Below are 19,075 nucleotides of genomic sequence, written 5' to 3' on the forward strand. Positions count from 1 at the left end.
TGCGGCGGACATTACTTTTTATTGTAAAGTGAGCCAAGAGTAGCATTCTCATCAATCACCACACTCCTGCTTTTTGAAATACCGATTCTTTGGGCTGCATAAATTCCGCTGTGACCTGAAAACAAGAAGCTAATGATACAGCCGATGAACATATACAGGGCACCTTCCGCTCCGAATAGTTCGATGCCCATAATAAAACAAGCAATAGGCGTGTTGGTTGCGCCGCTGAAAACAGAGATAAAACCAATTGCCGCCAGGAATGGGGCAGATAGATGTAGGTATTGAGCTAGCGAACTTCCCAGCGTCGAGCCAATTGCAAATAATGGGGTGACTTCTCCGCCTTGAAAACCTGCGCCTAAAGTGACCGAGGTAAAGATGGTTTTAAGCAAGAAGGTAAGAGGGGCCACACTCTCGCTGAATGACTGCTGTATCAGAGGAATACCTAAGCCAAGATAATCTCTAGTACCAAAAAGGTAGACCATTCCGATAATGACGAATCCTCCACAAAAACTTTTTATGACGGGATTCTTGAAAATTTTCGTAAATAGTGCCTTTAGACGATGGGTTAATTCACTGAAGAGTAAGCCTGCCAATCCAAACAAGACGGATGCCATTACGATTTTCAACAGGAGAAGGGTACTAAAATCCGGTACTGCTCCCATGGAATAATGAAGATGGTGGATTCCCCAAGATGTGGTAACTTTATCCCCTACGAAACTTGCAATAAAACAAGGAATCAGTGCTTCGTACCGGATGAGGCCAATGACAAGAACTTCAAGGCCAAATACCGTGCCAGCCAGAGGAGTGCCAAAAACAGAGCCGAAGCCACTGCTTATTCCACACATCAAAATGATTTTACGATCGAGTGGATGGAGTTTGAGGACTTTACCAATCCATTCGGATAAACTTCCCCCCATTTGTACCGCTGTTCCTTCCCGACCTGCCGAACCTCCGAACAAATGGGTGATGAGGGTTCCAAATAATACGAGCGGAGCCATTCGGAAAGGAATCTTTCCATTAGCTTCATGTATTTGCTCCAAAATGAGGTTATTGCCTTTGGACGAATCTTTGCCGAATGTAACGTATAGGTAACTGACCACAGCTCCACCGATAGGCAAAAGCCATAACAACCACGAATGGTTCGTCCGTGTGTTTGTTGCCCAATCCAAACTCGCCAAGAACAGGGCAGACGCAGAACCAGTAAAAATACCGACAAGTCCACCAATTACAATCCACTTGAGCATGGAAGCAAGGATGCCAAAGTGAATCCACCTTGCTGCATAGCCCTTCATCCTTAACGTATGACCTTGGAAATAACGTTTCAACTTCTGTCTCTCCTTTATCGTGCAGGTATAAACAAAAAACTCCTACCAGTTTCATGCCAAATAAACTGGTAGGAGTTATTAGCGCAAAGGCGGTTAATGGCGAACTCCATCGCCTATAAAATTATTAGTGCTTTTATTAGTATACGCATATCCGGTATTTATATCAAGGTGTCGTCCAGTTTTTGTAAGCGATTTAAAAACTAATTGACAAATCCTGCACAGGCGACTATTCTAAAACTACTTAAACGTTTACGTAATCCATTAGATGTTATGCAAAGTAGGGAAATTACCGTATGAATCCTCCGACAATTAAAGATGTGGCCAAGGCAGCGAATGTTTCTGTCGCTACGGTTTCCCGGGTGCTTCATAACCTTGCTGGCTATTCGGACAGAACCAGACAGAAGGTTATGCAAGCGGTGGAAGAGCTGGGTTATCAACCTAACGCCATAGCAAGAGGGCTCGTTAATAAGAGGACTCAGACCATTGGCGTCTTGTTTCCGCATGTGTCCAGCAGCTTCTCATCCGATATTCTGCATGGTATTGAGGAGACTGCTCAAGAAAAAGGGTTCAGTGTCATTGTGTGCAACACAGCTGAAGAAGGCAAGCGGACCATGAAGTATCTGCAAGTTCTAAGGGAGAAGCAGGTAGATGGCATTGTTTTCACAAGCGAAGTGCTTAAGGATGAATACTATCAAGCAATCAAGGAAATGCGAGTTCCCGTTATACTTGTAAATACAATGTCCCAAAAACATATGATCCCGTATGTCAAAGTCGATGATCGCCAAGCGGCTTACCATGCGACCAACTATCTCATTCAAAAGGGACACCGAGAGATCGCCATGATCAGCGGATCGCTTAAGGATCAGATAGCGGGTTATCCACGCTTGGAGGGATACCGTCAGGCTTTGGCTGACAATGGCATTGAATACCTCGAATCGCGAGTAGCCATTGGCGGTTTTCAATTGGAGCGCAGCAGGGATGCTATGAAGAAGCTGCTGACTGAAGCGCCTCCTTTTACTGCTGTGTTCGCGGCTAGCGATGAAATGGCCATCGGAGCCATGAATTATGCCTTTGAACAAGGGATCAAGATTCCGGATGATCTTTCGATCATAGGGTATGATGATTTAAAATTTGCGAGAATGGTTTACCCGCCGCTGACGACCATCCATCAACCGCTGACAATGATGGGACGTTTGGCCTCAGAAAAGCTGATTTCTTTGATTGAACAAAGTGAAATGCAAGTGTCGAGCAGCATCGTAAGCCATCAATTGGTGGAGAGGCAAACCGTGCGATCCAAGCCTTGAAAAGGGCTTCTTTTTCAGAATTTTAAGTAAACGTTTAACCTAAATGGCTGCTTTATGAAGGTTTTCGAGTCATGAAATTGAACAAGACTCATTTCTTATGGGTGGTGATGTGAAGCAACCTGGTTCGTTCTTTTTTTTCTCCCTTAAGTAAACGTTTACTCTTACTGAAGCTTATTCTTACTCATATTTATTCTTTTATAAAATGGAGGTTTCACCGATGAAAAAAACAGTTACAACGATTTGTACAAGCGTCCTTGCTCTTTCCGTTCTTGCAGGCTGTGGTGGCGGGAAAACGAACAGTGAATCTGCTGCCAATCCGGCAACTTCAGCTGCATCCGGAGAGAAAGTCAAACTCGAGTTCTTCCAGAATAAAGCGGAAGCGAAAGCCTCCTTCGATGAGCTGGTGAAAAAGTTTAACGATGCGAATCCGAACATCGTCGTGACGCAAGTTAACCCGCCGGATGCGGAAACGGTTCTGAAAACGCGCGTTGCCAAAAAAGATGTGCCCGATATTATCGGTCTCGGAGCAACGGATACGTTTGCCCAGCTATCCAAGAGCGGATTATTTGCAGATTTTTCGAACGATTCTCTGACAGCCAATATCCAGCCTTCCTACATAAACATGTTGAAGAAACTGACAGGAAGCGATCAACTGAGCGCGATTCCTTTTACAGCGAATGCAAGTGGTGTTATTTACAATAAAACGATGTTTAAAGAACTGGGTCTAAGCGTTCCGAAAACTTGGGATGAATTGCTGGCTACTGCGCAAAAAGTAAAGGATGCCGGTAAAACTCCGATCTATTTGACGATCAAAGACTCTTGGACGGTGATGGTGCCATTTAACTCCTTGTCAACTAACATCTTGGGTATTGATTTCTATGACAAAAGATCCAAGGGCTCAGTGAAGTTCGACAGCCCGGAATTCCGTGAAGTAGCTGACAAGCAATTAAAGCTTCTGGATTTTGGTCAAAAAGATATGATGGGCAAGGGCTATAACGATGGTAACACGGCTTTCGCGAAAGGTGAATCTGCCATGTATCTGCAAGGTGTATGGGCTATTCCAGAAATCAAAAAAGCTAATCCTAGCATAGATTTGGGTGTATTCCCATTCCCGGCGACGAATGATCCGGCTAAAAATAAAGTTATTTCCGGTGTGGACACTTTGTTGACCATTTCCAAAAGCAGCAAGCACCCTGAAGAGGCCAAGAAATTTATTGAATTCATGCTAAAAACGGAAAACGTTCAAACTTACATTGATGAGCAAAAAGCGTTCTCTGCCGTGAAAAATGTAAATCAAACCGATGTCAGTGTACAGGATCTGAATGCTTCGTTCACGAGCGGCGCCATTGAGGATTTCTCCGATCACTACATTCCTGGTGCTGTTAAAGCGGATACGATTATCCAAAGCTACCTGCAAAAGAAAGATGTTAATGCTTATGTGAAACAATTTGATACCGAGTGGGATAAAGTTGCTAACCGCAAGTAAGCGCCGACACATGTAGAAGAGAGCGCCGTAAGGTGCTCTCTCCCTATTTATAAAGGAGGTTCATCATGGTTTCAAAAAAAGCGGCGTATTACAGTATGGCAATACCAGCGTTGCTGCTGTTTTTCGCTTTTCATACCTTTCCAGCTCTACAAGGCATTTATTACGCATTCACCAATTGGGATGGGTATAGTGAAGGGTACGATTTTATAGGCTTTAAGAATTTTATTAACCTTTTTCAGGATGACAATGTCATTAACTCCTATTTGTTTACATTTAAATACGCGATCGTCGTTACTATTTTCATTAATGTAATAAGCTTGCTCATTGCTCTAGGTCTTAATTCACGTATCAAATACCGTAATTTCTTCCGGGGTGTCTATTTTCTCCCTAACGTGCTCGGCGTGCTTATTGTCAGTTATATCTTTAACTACCTATTTTCCAACGTTGTTCCTACCATGGGGGAGAAATTAGGAATCGAGTTCCTTTCCACCAACATCCTGGGGAATGAACAATGGGCATGGATCGGGATCGTGATTGTAGCTGTATGGCAAGGTATAGCATTTAATACGATTCTATATCTCTCTGGACTTCAAACGATTCCACAAGATATCTATGAAGCCTCCTCTTTGGACGGGGCCGGCAAATGGCAGACGTTTTGGAAAATTACGTTTCCCATGATCTCCTCCTTTTTCACGATCAATATGGTACTTGCCATGAAGGGATCCCTGATGGTTTTTGACCAGATCGTCGCATTGACAGGAGGCGGACCTGGTCGCGCAACGCAGTCCATTGCTTTCTTGATTTATCAAGGCGGCTTCCAAGGCGGAGAATTTGCCTACCAATCCGCGAATGCCGTCATTTACTTTATCGTGATTGTCGTCATCTCTGTCCTACAGCTTAAATTTTTGCAGAAACGGGAGATGGAAGCATAATGACCAAACACTCCACGAACTGGATCGTTACAACTTTGATCGCACTGGGATCATTGCTTATTTTGTTCCCTTTATATATGGCGGTTGCCATTGCTCTAAAGAATCCGGAGGAAATGGCGATATCGGTCTTTTCGCTGCCGACGGGATTGCATGTTGAAAACTTCGCAAATGCCATTGAAGCGACCGACTTTTTCACGGCTTTTGGAAACAGCTTTGTGATCACTGTATGTTCCGTTGGTTTCATACTCTTGACCAATTCGCTCGTTTCCTATGCGATTGCGAGAAATATGAACAACAAGTTTTTTAAAGGCTTATATTTTTATTTCATCTCTGCGATGTTCATTCCTTTTCAGATTATTATGCTTCCAATTGTAAAGCTGACAACGAATCTGCATATGAACAACATGCCGGGATTAATTATTCTCTACATCGTGTACGGACTTGCTTTTAACATTTTTGTGTATGTCGGGTATATCCGCACGATACCGATTGAATTGGAAGAAGCCGCTACGGTTGACGGTGCTTCCACGTATGGCACCTTCTGGCGCATTATATTCCCTCTTCTTGCACCCATCAATGCGACTATCGCCATTTTAAGCTGCTTGTCGACGTGGAATGATTTTATGCTGCCGCTTATTATTTTAGGAAAACCGGAATCCTACACACTTCCTCTTGTGCAGTACGTGTTTCAAGGGCAATTCAGCACGGATTTCAACTTGGCCTTTGCCTCTTACCTGCTTGCGCTTGCCCCAATGGTTATCGTCTATCTAATTGCGCAAAAGTGGATTATTAATGGAATTACGCAAGGCGCTGTGAAGTAGAAAAAGATATAGGAAATGGCAGTGTCCCTACTTCGGGCACTGCCATTTTTTGATGAGCGTACATGCAACTAAATTGCCTAGAGCGTCTAATTATCTAGTAGACGTCCTTGATCATTCCATTGACCGTACAACCTTCTTCCTTCGTCCCTCATTAACCCCAACTTCTCGAGGCGGCGAGTTACCGTTTGCTGGAAATAACTTTATCGAGGAACTTATCTGCGTCACTATTAAACTTCCAAGCAACTCCAAACTTATCAACCAACATTCCGAAGCAGGAAGACCAAGGCATTTCTGATAATGGCATGATAACATGACCACCTACAGACAAATTAGCAAAGTAATTTTCTAGTAGCTGCGTATCATCGATAACGATAGTAATCAGGATATTGTTGCCTTTAACCAACTCGCCCGTTACACGCTTCATCGAAGGCAATATATCCGACATCATGATTTTCCCGCCTGCAAATTCGATGGAAGACTCCATAATCATAGTTAATTCATTTTCTGGCAATGGGTAGTTTGGATCTTGCGGGAGATCGCTGAATCTTACTTTTTTTACCTCGGTTGCATGTAAAGCCTTCGAATAAAATTCAATCGCTTGTTCTGCGATTCCATCAAAGTTTAAATAGGCAATAGCTGCCATAAAACCACTCCTCTTTTTTGTGATAAATGAAGTATACTAGATAAGTGGTGACATACGTATGTCACCTTTTAAAATAAAAATTGAGGGGGAACTATGGAGAAGGTTGAAAGATTATTATCGATCATCATGATATTGCTGAAAAAAGATGTCGTCTCAACAAAAGTATTTGCACAATTATTTAACGTTTCCAAAAGAACGATTCTTCGAGATATGGAAACCCTGAGTTTATCGAACATCCCGATCTATTCGGTCAATGGAATTCATGGCGGCTACGGCATTATGGATGAATACAAGGTTGATAAACGTCTTTTAAGCACTTCAGATTTGGAAAATATATTGACTGCTCTCGGTGGATTGGGACAAATTCTGATTAGCGAAGAAGTTGAAGTGACCATAAAAAAAATAGAAGCGATGGTTAGCCCGTTGTCTCCGAAAAGTTCAATCCAACTGTCCTTTTATGAATGGGAGGGACGGTCTGAGATACTTCAAACCTTGAAGATATGCCAGGAATCGATATTAAAGAAAAGGTTAGTAACCTTTGATTATATAGATAAAAATGGCACCACAACGAATAGAGTTGTCGAGCCCTATCAGCTTCATTTTAGTGAATCGAGTTGGTATCTGAAAGGATTCTGTTTACAACGACAGAGTTATCGAACTTTTAAATTATCACGGATCGATCATCTTCTTATGGATGAAAATACCTTTAGCCCTAGAGATTATTTATTGGAGCAGGAACATGAAGCAAGCTATCAACCGGAATTAGTCGCTATTAAGGCGTTGATTTCGCCGAGTATAAAAGATAAACTTCTTGAAAGGTACGGTCGAAAGAGCATTGAAGCCTATAGTTCTGAATACTTCTTGGCCACCATCTATGTTCCTCAAAATAGTAATGGCTTTCAATTTTTAGCGAGCTTCGGGACAAATTTGGAAATCGTAGAGCCGAAAGCCTATGTTGAAGAGTTTCGAGATTATTTGAAAAAAATGGTAGAGAAGTATACGTTAAAAGATATAAAGGAGGATTACTATGTTTGAACATATCAATCAAACTTATGAAGGAATAGACTTTAGCAATCAAGATTTGAGGTATGGGGAGCTAATCAGCTGCACTTTTCATCGGTGCAAATTTGCTAACGGATCGTTAGAGGAGATTACAACGAGGAACTGCCGTTTTGTCGAATGTAATTTTCGGGGGGCCTCGTTAAATAGCTCCGTTCATAAGGAATCCGCGTTTGAAAATTGTAATTTTATTGAAGCAAATTTATTTGTCGCGAAGTTTGAAACCTGCAAAATGACTGGTTCAGATTTCTCAAGTGCTCAATTAGATGGAATCACCATTTTCCAAGGAGATTGGTCTTATACGAATTTGAGAAGTGCCAGATTGGTTAAGCAAGATTTACGTGGGATTAAATTTTTAGAGTCAGATTTAACGGAAGCCAACTTAGAAAAAGCCGACTTAAGAAATTGTGATCTTACGAGAACATTGTTAGCTAGAGCAAAATTACAGGGAGCTGACGTAAGGGGAGCTAAGATGGATGGCGTGGATTTCAAAAGCATTACGCTCAAGGGGGTACGCATGGATACAGAACAAGCCGTGTTGTTCGCAATCTCGCATGGAGCCAAAGTGAATTGATCAATGGACAAATTTTAATCAAAACTATTGACGAGATATTCAACCGATGCTAATATAAATTAATTCCTAGTGGATAACTCGGTATATTTTATCCGACAATTGATAGGGGAAATAGGAGAAGCAAGGATCGGGAGGGTAATGTAATCATGAAAAAAGTAAGATTGATCAGTTTATTTGTTATTTTAGCTGTGTTCGGTAGTTTGCTTGCAGCCTGCGGACAAAAAGAGAGCAGCAGTGCGACAGCAAGCCCAGCGGCAAGCGCGAAAGCAACGGAAGCGGCGAAAGGTGCTGCGGATTTAAGCGGAAAGAAAATTGCACTTATTATGCAATTCAATACAGGCACGTTCTCATCTCAATATGTTGAAGGTGTGAAGGAGCAAGTGGAAAAACTAGGCGGGAAAGTTACGGTATTCGTTGCCGATACGGACCTTGCCAAAATGGCTTCCAATCTGGATGCAGCCATTAACCAAAAATTTGATGGCATTTTAATTGACCACGGTACAGCTGAAGCACTTGAGGCTGGCGTGAAGAAAGCCGTCGAGAAGAAAATTCCAGTTGTTAGCTTCGATTCTATCCTCACAGTGCCAGGCGTAACTTCCCTGGAGCAAGGCGACCAAAAAATGGCCGAAGCAACCTTGGAGCAATTGGCCAAAGATGCAGGCGGCAAAGGAAACATCGTGAAAGTATGGGTAGCCGGTTTCGCCCCGATGGAGCGCAGACAAGAAGCATACCAAGCTTTCCAGAAGAAATATCCGGATATTAAAGAAGTAGCGGCATTCGGAACGGCCAAGGACCCAGCTTTGGATACCCAAACACAAATGGAAGCTATTCTTAAAAAGTACCCGAACAAAGGCGACATTACAGCGGTATGGGCAGCTTGGGATGAGTTTGCCAAAGGTGCTACTCGTGCCATTCAACAAGCAGGCCGTACGGAAATTAAAGTATACGGTATCGATCTTAGCGATGAGGACTTGCAGCTTCTGCAAGATCAAAAAAGCCCTTGGGTAGCTTCTGCTGCCGTAGATCCAAAAGATATCGGACGCGTTCAAGTCCGTTACTTGTACCAGAAGCTGCATGGCGATCAAACGCCGGAGAAAGTTGTTCTAGATCCAGTATATGTTTCCAGAGAGCAACTGCCGAAAGACAAACAAGTGAATACAACGCAGCTTAGCGAATATGTAAAAGGCTGGGGCGGAAGCCAACAAGGCTACACGGATTGGTTGAAAGCAGCAGAAAAAAAATAATCGGAATAACGGGGTCCCATCGCCAAATCTGCGATGGGACTTTCAGATTGCCAAGAGAGGTGAAGGCGGATGTCGATGAAGGATAGCGCAGCTTTATTACAAATGAGTGGCATCTCCAAATCGTTTGCCGGCGTGAAGGCGCTGCAGGAGGTTGATTTTGACCTGCATGCAGGTGAAATTCATGCCTTGTTAGGTGCGAATGGAGCTGGGAAGAGCACATTGATGAAAGTTTTGTCCGGTGCCTACACGTACGACATCGGCCAAGTTGCCATAGGCGGTCAAACGCTAACGATCCAAACACCTAAGGAAGCCATGGCTCAGGGCATCTACTGCGTCTATCAGGAAGTGGATACCGCGCTGGTTCCTGAGCTTACTGTCACCGAGAACGTGATGATGGACCGAATGGTTCATGGCGGCGCTTGGGTTAGCTGGCGCAAGCTGCATAGCGAAGCTGAAGCGATACTTGGGAAGATCGGCGCAACGTTCTCGGTGCGGCGCAAAGTGGATGAGCTGAGCATTTCGCAGAAGCAGCTTGTTTTGATTGCCAGAGCGATGGCGCACAAGGCGAAGATCATGATCTTCGATGAGCCGACGGCCCCTCTCAGTCTGGAGGAATCAGAGCGGCTATTCCGTATTATGGATAGCCTGAAGCAGGAGGGGGTGGGAATTGTCTTCATCTCCCACCGATTGCAGGAAGTGTTCCGGGTGTCCGACCGGATCACGATCATGCGCGACGGCCGCCAGGTGCTCACGCAGGCGGCCGCTGCCATGGACATCGCCGGCGTGATCGAGGCGATGCTGGGCAAGACCTTCACCGAGGAGTTTCCCAAAGCCAATGTGCCCATTGGCGAAACGCTCCTCGAGGTGAAGGGACTGCGCCGCGGCACGAAGGTGCGCGGCGTCAGCTTTGCCCTCCGCCGAGGTGAAATCCTCGGTGTCGTGGGGTTGGTCGGCGCCGGCAAGACGGAGCTGAGCCGGCTGATCTTCGGCGCCGATGCCGCGGACGGCGGCGAGGTGTGGCTCAGCGGCCGCAAGCTCGCGCTGCGCCAGCCGGAGGATGCCGTGCGCGCCGGCATCGCGCTAGTGCCCGAGGAGCGCCGCAAGCAGGGCGTCCTTGTGGAGGAGACCGTGAAGCGCAATCTGTCGCTGCCGATATTGCGCAAGCTGAGCTCGCTGGGCTTCGTGCGGCAGCGCGAGGAAAGCGAACACGCCGCGAAGATGGTGGCGCAGCTCGGCGTGCAGCCGAACGACCCGAACCGCGTCGTCAAACATTTGAGCGGAGGCAACCAGCAGAAGGTTGCCGTAGGCAAATGGCTGCCCACGAATGCCGATGTCTATATGTTTGACGAGCCGACCAAAGGTGTTGACGTTGGCGCGAAAAGCGATATTTTCCGCCTCATCGGGCAGCTGGCGTCAGAAGGCAAAGGCATAATTTATTTATCATGCGAGCTAAATGAAATTATAGGAATTGCTGATCGCATTATCGTGATGAGTTATGGTTCAGTCGTGAAGGAGCTCACCCGAGAGGAAGCGACGCAGGATCTCATTTTAACGTATGCGAGTGCGGGGGAGGCCGAATAACATGAAAGAAAAAAGCTTGGATTTTTCCTTTAAATATGGCGCGTTATTCATTATTGCTTTGGTCATCGTTGTTTTTTCGATTATTAATGAGAATTTCATGACCTACGATAATATCGCCGATATTTTGCGTTCCATTTCAATTGTCATGTTCGTTGCTATCGGTGTGACGTTATCGCAAATTGTAGACGGTTTTGACTTGTCCGTAGGCTCGACAGTTTCGTTGGCGACGGTAGGTGCAGCGGCGTTAATGGTCTGGTACCAACAGCCTTTGGTTATTGTCATTATCGTTCCGATTATCATTGGAGCCGTTATTGGGCTTTTGAATGCACTCTTGATTGTGAAGGTGCGGATTCCGGATTTGCTCGCGACTTTGGCTGTGATGTACATCATCGGCGGTGTCCAAAAGACCTATACGAAAGGCTTCTCCATCTATAACAATATGCGTTTCCAAGATGGGACCGTAGCCAAAGGGAAGTTCACGCCGGAGTTTCTATGGATTGGCCAAGGCAAGCTGCTCGGTGTGCCTGTGCCGGTTATTCTCATGCTGGTGGCTGTAATCGCCGTACATATTTTTCTGACGTATACGCGTTGGGGTCGGCAAATGTATATGACAGGCGGAAATCGTGAAGCTGCCCGTTTATCAGGCATTTCCGTAAATAAAATTCGTCTGGCTGCGTACGTGCTATCGGGGATTTTTGCCGCGTTCGGAGGGATTCTCTACGCTTCTCGTGTAGGTTCCGGTCAAATTGACGCGGGTGCTCCTTTGTTGATGGAAGCTGTTGCTTCCGTATTTGTGGGTTATTCCGTGCTTGGCGCTGGAAAGCCGAATGTGATCGGGACGTTTTTCGGAGCGGTTTTGATCGGTATTTTGCTGAATGGTTTGACGATGCTGAATGTCCCTTATTTTGGCTTCGACATTGTCAAAGGCGGCGTGCTGGTGCTTGCTTTGGCGATTACGTTTGTTCATTTAAATCGTAAGAAAGCGTAAGAGGAATCATTGCACTATTAATTCGCATAAGAGTAACAAAAACAAGTCTAGAGGGAATGTTCTCTATTAGGCTTGTTTTTTTTATTCTTGAGTAGCTGAAACAAGTGGAATTTACCATATAGCTATTTTAAAGGGTTGATTTGTATCGTAAAAGAGAATATATTATAATTACTCAAATGTAATAATATGGAATTTAAATCTAATCTGCTATTCTAGCTCATAATGAAATGATATTGAAACCAATGGGTTCAAAAAAGATAACGAAAGGAGTTGAACCCGATAGCGAAGTATTGGTTAATATTATTATTATTTTTTATCCTTATCACAGGATGCGAAAATACCCAATCAATTAATAAGATGATAGAAGAAAAGGGTATAAATCATGTTCTACATATCGAAAAAATATCAAATGACCTATTTATAGTCTTCGATCTAAGGAAATCAGATAAAAATAATACCATGTTAGGTTATTATGTATTCAAAAAAAATGTAAATAGTTGGGTAACCCTCGATAGTGGTGCATCTCCAATATCTAATTCAACAAATCCAATAGTATATGATTCTTTGACTATCAACTCTATAAATCAGGGTCTCATATATGGTTTTATAAATACCCCTGAGATTAATAATGTAGTAATCAATGGCGATCATATAGCGAAAATATTACAAAAGGATAATTATCGTATTTGGTTTTCAATTCTAAACCCAAAGGAACTTAATGTTCCTGGATTAAAGATACAAGCAGTAGATTTCATGAATAAGATCATTTATCAAGAGCCTTAAGAAATTCAATTTATGGTAATCGACAAAAATGTGTGACTGATGGGGGATATAATTTGTGATGTTGGTTAATTAAATTTTTTCTGTAATTAACCTTTTCATTGTAGAAGTAATCAACCTCTTACGAAAGGATTAATAAATAATTAGATAAACAAAGAACTCGAGTCTATGAAAGTTTCTCGGGTTCTTTGTTCTTTATCACTATGACTATTAGTTATAATCGTATGTTACAGGGAAACTCTGTGTTAATTCTTTATAAGTGGAGCCATAATAAAAACTTGCAACATTATATAAATTTATAGTTGCATATGTACCCGATGAAGCCCAAGCTGTTCCGGGTTGAAGCCTATTATAATCACCACTAAAATTATATCTTAAGCCAGTAAATGCATAGTTTGTAACATCCCAAGTTACCGTATCGGTTGTCTGGCTTCGACTTGTGGCGATATCAAGACCATTGCCTACAGTAAATTGCCATTCCACTCCCCATGGAATAGTAGCAGTTACACTAGAAGCATTACTTGTAGAGTCTGGTCCCCAATCAAGTACATTATCGGATGTACTATATGGTAATGAATGCTTAACATGAATTCCATATCCATTAGTTGCCTTAGAACTATTTGTGTAAAGTTCAGTATTATCTCTTACATAAAAATAATCGTAATTTGGATCTGAATCATTAGAGGTGTTTCTTTTTAGTATCCAATCTGTATTCAGTGAGGCGCGTAGTATTGGATTTCCAGAGGCATCATTAGCATAATATGTGCTCATATTGTTGTAAGAAGATTTTACGGTTGTGTTCGAACTGTAATCTAATGCTTCAACTATTCCTTTTTCATCTCTCCGTGTATAGGAAATTGGTTTACTTTTAGATTTTTCTTTATTTCTAAGTATATCACTTAGAAATAGTTCAACAGTAGGCTTCAGATTTCCCACGTTAGAATCCTCACTTATTACATTACAAGTATAATTTATTACTCCATTAGCAAATCCGATAATATTATATGTTGGATCAATAATATTCTTTTGTAATGAATCTCTCTGTATTTTTATATCGTTTGGCTCTTTTGAATTAATTCCCAATAGGTTAATAAGTTCTTTTTGCTTTAACTTATCACCAAAAACATATACCTCTTTGCCTTCTGAAATTAGTTTGCTTATCTGACTTGAAATAGTTGATTTACTCAACTTTTCTATTGAAATAACAATAGGATTCGATACTAGCTAAATAATTGAATTTCTTAATATAAGCACTAGCATTGTCATCAATTACCTCTAAACTTTGTTTTTGTTTTTCGCTAGACACATTGTCAGCAGCAAACCCAGATGAAGATACAGATAATAGTAAAACCATTGATACAGTTGCGATAAGTTTTTTCATAATTATTCCATTACTCTCATTTAAAGTATATTTCATTTTGGATTATATCATATAATATGGAATTTATTAGATATATTTGTAAAAAATATTTTGTGTTCTGTTATTGTTTATTTAGATGCGCACTTTCTTGCTTTGGCACCGTAGTGTTTTCGCGATGATTTGGTTGCTGCACATAATGCCTTAAAGGCGCAGCGAGTGCACCTAGGCGAAGTTGCCAATCGAAAAGTTCGGCACGGCAAGATCGTAAAACAGAACAACTAAACGAAGCGTTATGGTGACGAAACTTTTACGCTTCTATTAATTAGTTTATAAGTCCTGACTTCTAAAGGAGTCAGGCTTTCTCTTTTTAAAATAATTCCGAGTAAACCTATTGACATTATTGTATAATCGGTTAGGATATTTATAACAGATAATAGAATCGTGAAGCGAAGATTCGAATTGAATGGAGGAGTCGAACATGAAGACGGTTGCGATTATTGGTGGAAGTCAAACGAATACTTTCAAGAAAATGGGTGAGAAGCGAGGTCTAATTGTTGAGCACCATACAGGTAAAACGGGTGGAGGCTCCGTCGAAAATCATTTTAAACGAATCATTCATCAGGCGGATGTCATTATTATTTTAAAAGGAGCAATCAAACATACTTCGATGTGGGCGGTGAGAGAGCTCGCAGAAAAAATGGGCAAAAAGATTGATTACCATGATGGTTTTGGGGCAACCGGAGCGATCGAGAAGGCTTTACAGTTAAGCTGAGTTACACCTATATATTTCATTCTGAACAGGAAGCATGGATGCTTAATCCATGCTTTTTTTGAAATCTTGGAGTGATGTTTGTGGGGGACAACAGTTTACCGAATGAGCGGCCTTTTTACCTGCCATTTAGTCAATAATCAACAGGCCTGCACAAAGTGCAACATAGAACAGCTTTAAGACCCCTCACCCCGATCTTCATTGCATAAAGTACATTGAATTCAATCTAAATAGCGTGAAAATCGCTCAATTCTGCCTTCTACGTTGTATTTTGTACATCATAGAAGGCGACAGCGGCCGATCTGAGGCTTGTATGATGCACAAAGTGCAACATACAGAAGGTACCGGCCATTATTGGGGCTGACATTGGACTTCCTCCAATGCCACACACATCCACAGCGCTTCTGTGCCGTGTAAATCGCCAGCAGGCTTGACTGAACAGACAAGTTTCGTTAGAATAAACCTAGTTGAATGACATTAAATTAGGGGACAACCATATGATGGATCTAGGGAATAAAATCAAAAAGCTCAGGACGGAACAAAACCGAAACTTGATGGATATTGCCAATGTTTGCGGGTTCTCAAAAAGTTTATTATCCAAAATAGAAAACGGGAAAACCATTCCCCCCATCTCAACGTTAGTGAAAATTGCTGATGCGTTAGGTACAAAAGTGTCCATTCTACTGGACGACCAGGAGCAAGCGGGAACGATTTATACGAAAAAGGAAACATGCGAAGCAAGAATGACCAAAACGGATAAAGGGTATTCTTTCTTTACTTTTGCCGTTGAACGCGGAGAAAAGCTGATGCAGCCTTTTCTGTTCATATCCCGGAAGGAAGATAATGATAGCAAAAATGAATACAGCCACAATGGTGAAGAGTTTATATACATTTTGGAAGGCGAAATGAAGTACAAAGTGGGCAGCGTGGAGTATACATTGAAGCCAGGAGATAGTCTTTACTTCGATTCTATTGAGAAACATTCGTTAATGGCAATCACAGATGAAGTGAAATATGTGGCTGTATTTACACAATCAAAGGTAAGCGATGCCTAGTCATTTTCGGAGTGTCAGTTTGATGAGAAGCCAGGTTTTCTAATAAAACAACAAATAACGGACTATGTATTCTACCTTAGAGTATGTGGTCTTTTTTTCTGCCCTAAATTTTAATTTTTTGAAAAGAAAGCGATTGCATTAATTGGCGGGGTGAGGTATACTGAGCTTATTCAACTAAGTTGAATTTAATACAATTTAGGTGACTTAAAGTAAATTCATTTAACTTACAGGCAGCGTTGTTTCTTCACATGAAGTGGTTAGAAGGGTTAGTCATGGATTGTTGTTCAAAACCAAATCAGGAGGCTGGAACGTAATGAAAAAGTACAAAGTTGGTATTGTTGGTGCTGGTGGAGTAACTGAATTGCATTTCGTGGGGTATAAAGATCATCCGGAACGAATCGAGGTAACGGCACTTTGTGATCCGAATCCCGAGGCGTTACATGCCAAAGCTGATAAATATGGGGTTGCTCAGCGATTTACGGAGTTGAACGATTTTATCCAAAATAGTGGTGTTGATGCCGTTGTTGTGTGTACACCTACTTCTATCCGCAAAGAAATCCTGTTCCCAATTATTGAAGCGGGAATCCCCATCTTCTGTGAAAAACCTTTTTCCGATACATTGGCTGAAGCAAAAGAGATTACAGAAAAGGCGAAGCAGCATGGCGTACCCATCTCGATTAACCAAAATTTCCGGCGCCATTTTCCTTTCGAGCTGGTAAAGGGGATTGTTGCCGAGGATCGGATTGGGAAAGTAACGTCCATCTTGTTTACAAATCTCATGTTTAGACAGGACGCAGGCTGGAGATTGGAAGAAAGCCGCCACGCATTATCCGTTATGGGCATTCACTGGTTTGACGGATTCCGCTTGATTCTTGGCTCCGAAGCCAAGTCGGTCGTTGCTCAGAACCGATCTTCCTCTGCAATTGATTGTGCCGGGGAAACGGATAGCACGGTGCAAGTTGTGTTTGAGAACGACGCGGTCGTGACATACATCCAAAGTTTCTCTAGTGCAATAGGCAAAACGGAAATGATCGTTATTGGTGAAAAAGGGACGATCCTTGCAGCTGACGGAAAAGTTCATTTGTATCGTCCCCGTGAAAAAACGCCTGAGCAATCATGGGAAAACCATGTATCCAGAGAAACGGCTACTTTCGAAGGGATAAACCATTTGTTTACCTCCATTGAAACAGGCGTGGAAGCACCGAACAGTTCTCAAGATAATTTGAAAACGGTTTCTCTTCTGGACGCTGCTTATGTATCTGCTGAAGAACAGCGCATTGTTCATTTCATATGACCACACAATCCTCCTCTTTAAAAACATCCGTTAGTGTGGATACAAAAAAGAAATCCAGGCCTTTTATTTTAGATATTAAACGAGATCGTTACCTTTATCTGCTGGTTTTACCCGGCGTTCTGTTCTTTATTGTATTCAAATATCTTCCCATGTGGGGCATTGTAATTGCCTTTCAGGAATACTCGCCTTATGCGGGAGTTTGGAAGAGCGAGTGGGTAGGGTTGGAGCATTTTATACGCTTTTTCTCCAATCCTGATTTCTATCTTCTTTTTCGAAATACCATGGTCATTAGCTTATTAAATCTGGTGTTTTTCTTTCCGTTACCTATTGTGCTGTCCTTGCTGTTGAACGAGGTGAACAATCAATTTTTTAAAAGAATCATTCAATCGATTGTCTACCTCCCGCACTTCCTGTCATGGGTCATTATTGTAGGAATCTCATTCCTGCTCCTGTCTCAGTCGAACGGCATCATAAACCTGATGATCGAATCCTTGGGCTTTCACAAATATGATTTTCTGACAAATACAGATACCTTCTGGGGAATGCTCGTTGCACAAAATATTTGGAAAGAAACCGGCTGGGGAACCATTATCATTTTGGCGGCGATTACAGGTGTAGACACGCAGCTATACGAAGCTGCCAAAATAGACGGGGCCAACAGATGGCTGCAAGCCTGGCATGTAACGCTCCCCGGCATCCGAAGCGTCATCCTGGTTCTGCTCATCTTGAGACTTGGACATATTATGGACGTAGGCTTCGAGCAAGTTTTCCTGATGAATAATGGCGCTGTCGCCAAGTATGCGGATGTTTTTGAGACGTATGTATACCGTAATGGCATCCAGAGCGGGCAATTCAGTTACAGCACGGCCGTTGGTTTGTTCAAATCAGTGGTAGGTCTTGTGCTCGTTGTCTTGGCAAACAAGATGGCCAAACGGATTGGTGAGGAAGGTGTCTATTAATGAAAGTAAGCCTCGCAGGACGGCTGTTTAACGGCTTTAATACGATCTTGCTAGTTGTCATTGGGCTCGTTACATTGTTTCCACTGTATTATGTATTCGTCATTTCTTTCACCGAACCTCATGAGTATTTGATGAAAAATGGTTTTGTCTTGTTTCCCCAGAACTGGTCGCTGGTATCCTACAAATATTTGTTGAATACGGATGCATTTAAAGTCGCGATGTTGAACAGCACCTTTCTTGCCACTGTCGGAACCGGATTAAGTTTAATATTCACAGCAGCAATGGCGTTCGGGATGTCTCGGAAAAGGCTCAGAGGCAGAAAAATCATGATGATGATGGTCTTATTGACGATCTTGTTCAATCCGGGCATTATTCCGAACTACATTGTGGTTCGTGATTTTGGCTTAATCAACAGCATTTGGTCGCTTATTATTCCGGTGCTGGTTAGCGGTTGGAATGTCATCCTGATGAAAAGCTTTTTTGACAGCATTCCGGTAGAACTGGAGGATGCGGCCATGATTGATGGCTGCACGGACCTGGGTACATTTTTCCGTGTTGTGCTTCCCCTATCGGCTCCAGCTTTAGCTGCCTTCGGTTTGTTCTACGCAGTAGCGTACTGGAACACGTTCTTTAATGCTATTTTGTATATCAATGATTTCGCAAAAGTGCCTTTACAGGTTGTACTGAGGAACATGTTAATTGAATCGGATACAACGACAGGCGGAGCAGCAGCGGTTGAAATGATGTCCGAGAATCAACTGCCGACCCAGACGCTTAAGATGGCGGCGGTGGTTATTGCGACGGTTCCTATTTTGGCTGTGTATCCGTTCCTACAGAAGCATTTCGCCAAAGGCGTCATGCTCGGTTCAGTCAAAGGCTAACCCAAGTATATATTTATGAA

19 protein-coding genes and 1 riboswitch are annotated in these 19,075 nt (G+C 42.6%); of the genes, 15 read left to right on the top strand and 4 right to left on the bottom strand.

Translation table 11 applies throughout. The annotated features are described in order from the left end of the window. Window positions 1-11 precede the first annotated feature (11 nt). Window positions 12-1,292, bottom strand: a complete 1,281-nt coding sequence (locus AC3WTJ_RS03125) for a voltage-gated chloride channel family protein (RefSeq protein ID WP_492520965.1) — start codon at window positions 1,290-1,292, stop codon at window positions 12-14. Between the two features lie 95 nt (window positions 1,293-1,387). Further along, a riboswitch (Fluoride riboswitch) is annotated at window positions 1,388-1,448 on the bottom strand. Between the two features lie 170 nt (window positions 1,449-1,618). Here AC3WTJ_RS03125 and AC3WTJ_RS03130 point away from each other — a divergent pair. The 4 genes from AC3WTJ_RS03130 (at window position 1,619) to AC3WTJ_RS03145 (ending at window position 5,868) form a co-directional block, all read left to right on the top strand. Beyond that, window positions 1,619-2,629: a LacI family DNA-binding transcriptional regulator gene (locus tag AC3WTJ_RS03130; RefSeq protein ID WP_407868776.1), complete on the top strand. Its 1,011-nt coding sequence runs from the start codon at window positions 1,619-1,621 to the stop codon at window positions 2,627-2,629. 217 nt (window positions 2,630-2,846) lie between these two features. Continuing rightward, complete coding sequence (locus AC3WTJ_RS03135; RefSeq protein WP_492520523.1) at window positions 2,847-4,115, top strand: ABC transporter substrate-binding protein; 1,269 nt, start codon at window positions 2,847-2,849, stop codon at window positions 4,113-4,115. A gap of 65 nt (window positions 4,116-4,180) precedes the next feature. Then, window positions 4,181-5,047, top strand: a complete 867-nt coding sequence (locus AC3WTJ_RS03140) for a carbohydrate ABC transporter permease (protein ID WP_407868774.1) — start codon at window positions 4,181-4,183, stop codon at window positions 5,045-5,047. After that, on the top strand, window positions 5,047-5,868 hold the full coding sequence (locus AC3WTJ_RS03145; RefSeq protein WP_127454895.1) for a carbohydrate ABC transporter permease: 822 nt from the start codon (window positions 5,047-5,049) through the stop codon (window positions 5,866-5,868). The genes AC3WTJ_RS03140 and AC3WTJ_RS03145 overlap by 1 nt, the downstream gene beginning before the upstream one ends. Before the next feature lie 178 nt (window positions 5,869-6,046). On the opposite strand, the gene AC3WTJ_RS03150 is transcribed toward AC3WTJ_RS03145, so the two are convergent. Beyond that, the gene (locus AC3WTJ_RS03150) at window positions 6,047-6,511 is read right to left on the bottom strand and encodes a VOC family protein (protein WP_492520524.1); all 465 of its coding nucleotides are present in this window, start codon (window positions 6,509-6,511) and stop codon (window positions 6,047-6,049) included. Between the two features lie 93 nt (window positions 6,512-6,604). Here AC3WTJ_RS03150 and AC3WTJ_RS03155 point away from each other — a divergent pair, with 93 nt between their 5' ends. The 6 genes from AC3WTJ_RS03155 to AC3WTJ_RS03180 all read left to right on the top strand — a co-directional run bounded on the left by AC3WTJ_RS03155 (window position 6,605) and on the right by AC3WTJ_RS03180 (window position 12,740). Continuing rightward, window positions 6,605-7,546, top strand: coding sequence for a helix-turn-helix transcriptional regulator (locus AC3WTJ_RS03155; protein WP_492520525.1), 942 nt, complete (start codon window positions 6,605-6,607; stop codon window positions 7,544-7,546). After that, a complete protein-coding gene (locus AC3WTJ_RS03160) occupies window positions 7,539-8,144 on the top strand; it encodes a pentapeptide repeat-containing protein (RefSeq protein ID WP_492520526.1) in 606 nt (201 codons plus the stop codon). The genes AC3WTJ_RS03155 and AC3WTJ_RS03160 overlap by 8 nt, the downstream gene beginning before the upstream one ends. Before the next feature lie 146 nt (window positions 8,145-8,290). Then, entirely contained in the window at window positions 8,291-9,388 is a 1,098-nt protein-coding gene (locus AC3WTJ_RS03165) for a sugar ABC transporter substrate-binding protein (protein WP_492520527.1), read from the top strand. 75 nt (window positions 9,389-9,463) lie between these two features. Then, window positions 9,464-10,969, top strand: coding sequence for a sugar ABC transporter ATP-binding protein (locus AC3WTJ_RS03170; protein WP_492520966.1), 1,506 nt, complete (start codon window positions 9,464-9,466; stop codon window positions 10,967-10,969). Between the two features lies 1 nt (window position 10,970). Next, entirely contained in the window at window positions 10,971-11,957 is a 987-nt protein-coding gene (locus AC3WTJ_RS03175; RefSeq protein WP_492520528.1) for an ABC transporter permease, read from the top strand. A gap of 270 nt (window positions 11,958-12,227) precedes the next feature. Beyond that, on the top strand, window positions 12,228-12,740 hold the full coding sequence (locus tag AC3WTJ_RS03180) for a hypothetical protein (protein ID WP_492520529.1): 513 nt from the start codon (window positions 12,228-12,230) through the stop codon (window positions 12,738-12,740). Window positions 12,741-12,947: 207 nt separating this feature from the next. On the opposite strand, the gene AC3WTJ_RS03185 is transcribed toward AC3WTJ_RS03180, so the two are convergent. Then, a complete protein-coding gene (locus AC3WTJ_RS03185; RefSeq protein ID WP_492520530.1) occupies window positions 12,948-13,925 on the bottom strand; it encodes a hypothetical protein in 978 nt (325 codons plus the stop codon). Next, a complete protein-coding gene (locus tag AC3WTJ_RS03190; RefSeq protein ID WP_492520531.1) occupies window positions 13,918-14,118 on the bottom strand; it encodes a hypothetical protein in 201 nt (66 codons plus the stop codon). Before AC3WTJ_RS03190 ends, AC3WTJ_RS03185 begins: the two co-directional genes overlap by 8 nt. 457 nt (window positions 14,119-14,575) lie before the next feature. Here AC3WTJ_RS03190 and AC3WTJ_RS03195 point away from each other — a divergent pair, with 457 nt between their 5' ends. From AC3WTJ_RS03195 to AC3WTJ_RS03215, 5 genes are all read left to right on the top strand, one after another. Next, entirely contained in the window at window positions 14,576-14,869 is a 294-nt protein-coding gene (locus AC3WTJ_RS03195; protein ID WP_127454868.1) for a DUF2325 domain-containing protein, read from the top strand. 494 nt (window positions 14,870-15,363) lie between these two features. After that, window positions 15,364-15,921 (top strand): helix-turn-helix domain-containing protein, encoded by a 558-nt coding sequence (locus AC3WTJ_RS03200; protein WP_492520532.1) that lies wholly within the window; start codon window positions 15,364-15,366, stop codon window positions 15,919-15,921. Between the two features lie 313 nt (window positions 15,922-16,234). Next, the gene (locus AC3WTJ_RS03205; protein WP_492520533.1) at window positions 16,235-17,215 is read left to right on the top strand and encodes a Gfo/Idh/MocA family protein; all 981 of its coding nucleotides are present in this window, start codon (window positions 16,235-16,237) and stop codon (window positions 17,213-17,215) included. Continuing rightward, a complete protein-coding gene (locus AC3WTJ_RS03210) occupies window positions 17,212-18,174 on the top strand; it encodes an ABC transporter permease (protein ID WP_492520534.1) in 963 nt (320 codons plus the stop codon). Before AC3WTJ_RS03205 ends, AC3WTJ_RS03210 begins: the two co-directional genes overlap by 4 nt. Further along, complete coding sequence (locus AC3WTJ_RS03215) at window positions 18,174-19,055, top strand: carbohydrate ABC transporter permease (protein WP_492520535.1); 882 nt, start codon at window positions 18,174-18,176, stop codon at window positions 19,053-19,055. Before AC3WTJ_RS03210 ends, AC3WTJ_RS03215 begins: the two co-directional genes overlap by 1 nt. Window positions 19,056-19,075 lie beyond the last annotated feature (20 nt).

It is taken from the genome of Paenibacillus sp. FW101-FHT12H11 (genome assembly GCF_058790355.1).

Bases quoted from the DNA above. Each gene is read 5' to 3' on its own strand.
- AC3WTJ_RS03125 (WP_492520965.1), bottom strand. From the start codon at position 1,292: ATGAAGGGCTATGCAGCAAGGTGGATTCACTTTGGCATCCTTGCTTCC.
- AC3WTJ_RS03130 (WP_407868776.1), top strand. From the start codon at position 1,619: ATGAATCCTCCGACAATTAAAGATGTGGCCAAGGCAGCGAATGTTTCT.
- AC3WTJ_RS03135 (WP_492520523.1), top strand. From the start codon at position 2,847: ATGAAAAAAACAGTTACAACGATTTGTACAAGCGTCCTTGCTCTTTCC.
- AC3WTJ_RS03140 (WP_407868774.1), top strand. From the start codon at position 4,181: ATGGTTTCAAAAAAAGCGGCGTATTACAGTATGGCAATACCAGCGTTG.
- AC3WTJ_RS03145 (WP_127454895.1), top strand. From the start codon at position 5,047: ATGACCAAACACTCCACGAACTGGATCGTTACAACTTTGATCGCACTG.
- AC3WTJ_RS03150 (WP_492520524.1), bottom strand. From the start codon at position 6,511: ATGGCAGCTATTGCCTATTTAAACTTTGATGGAATCGCAGAACAAGCG.
- AC3WTJ_RS03155 (WP_492520525.1), top strand. From the start codon at position 6,605: ATGGAGAAGGTTGAAAGATTATTATCGATCATCATGATATTGCTGAAA.
- AC3WTJ_RS03160 (WP_492520526.1), top strand. From the start codon at position 7,539: ATGTTTGAACATATCAATCAAACTTATGAAGGAATAGACTTTAGCAAT.
- AC3WTJ_RS03165 (WP_492520527.1), top strand. From the start codon at position 8,291: ATGAAAAAAGTAAGATTGATCAGTTTATTTGTTATTTTAGCTGTGTTC.
- AC3WTJ_RS03170 (WP_492520966.1), top strand. From the start codon at position 9,464: ATGAAGGATAGCGCAGCTTTATTACAAATGAGTGGCATCTCCAAATCG.
- AC3WTJ_RS03175 (WP_492520528.1), top strand. From the start codon at position 10,971: ATGAAAGAAAAAAGCTTGGATTTTTCCTTTAAATATGGCGCGTTATTC.
- AC3WTJ_RS03190 (WP_492520531.1), bottom strand. From the start codon at position 14,118: ATGAAAAAACTTATCGCAACTGTATCAATGGTTTTACTATTATCTGTA.
- AC3WTJ_RS03195 (WP_127454868.1), top strand. From the start codon at position 14,576: ATGAAGACGGTTGCGATTATTGGTGGAAGTCAAACGAATACTTTCAAG.
- AC3WTJ_RS03200 (WP_492520532.1), top strand. From the start codon at position 15,364: ATGATGGATCTAGGGAATAAAATCAAAAAGCTCAGGACGGAACAAAAC.
- AC3WTJ_RS03205 (WP_492520533.1), top strand. From the start codon at position 16,235: ATGAAAAAGTACAAAGTTGGTATTGTTGGTGCTGGTGGAGTAACTGAA.
- AC3WTJ_RS03210 (WP_492520534.1), top strand. From the start codon at position 17,212: ATGACCACACAATCCTCCTCTTTAAAAACATCCGTTAGTGTGGATACA.
- AC3WTJ_RS03215 (WP_492520535.1), top strand. From the start codon at position 18,174: ATGAAAGTAAGCCTCGCAGGACGGCTGTTTAACGGCTTTAATACGATC.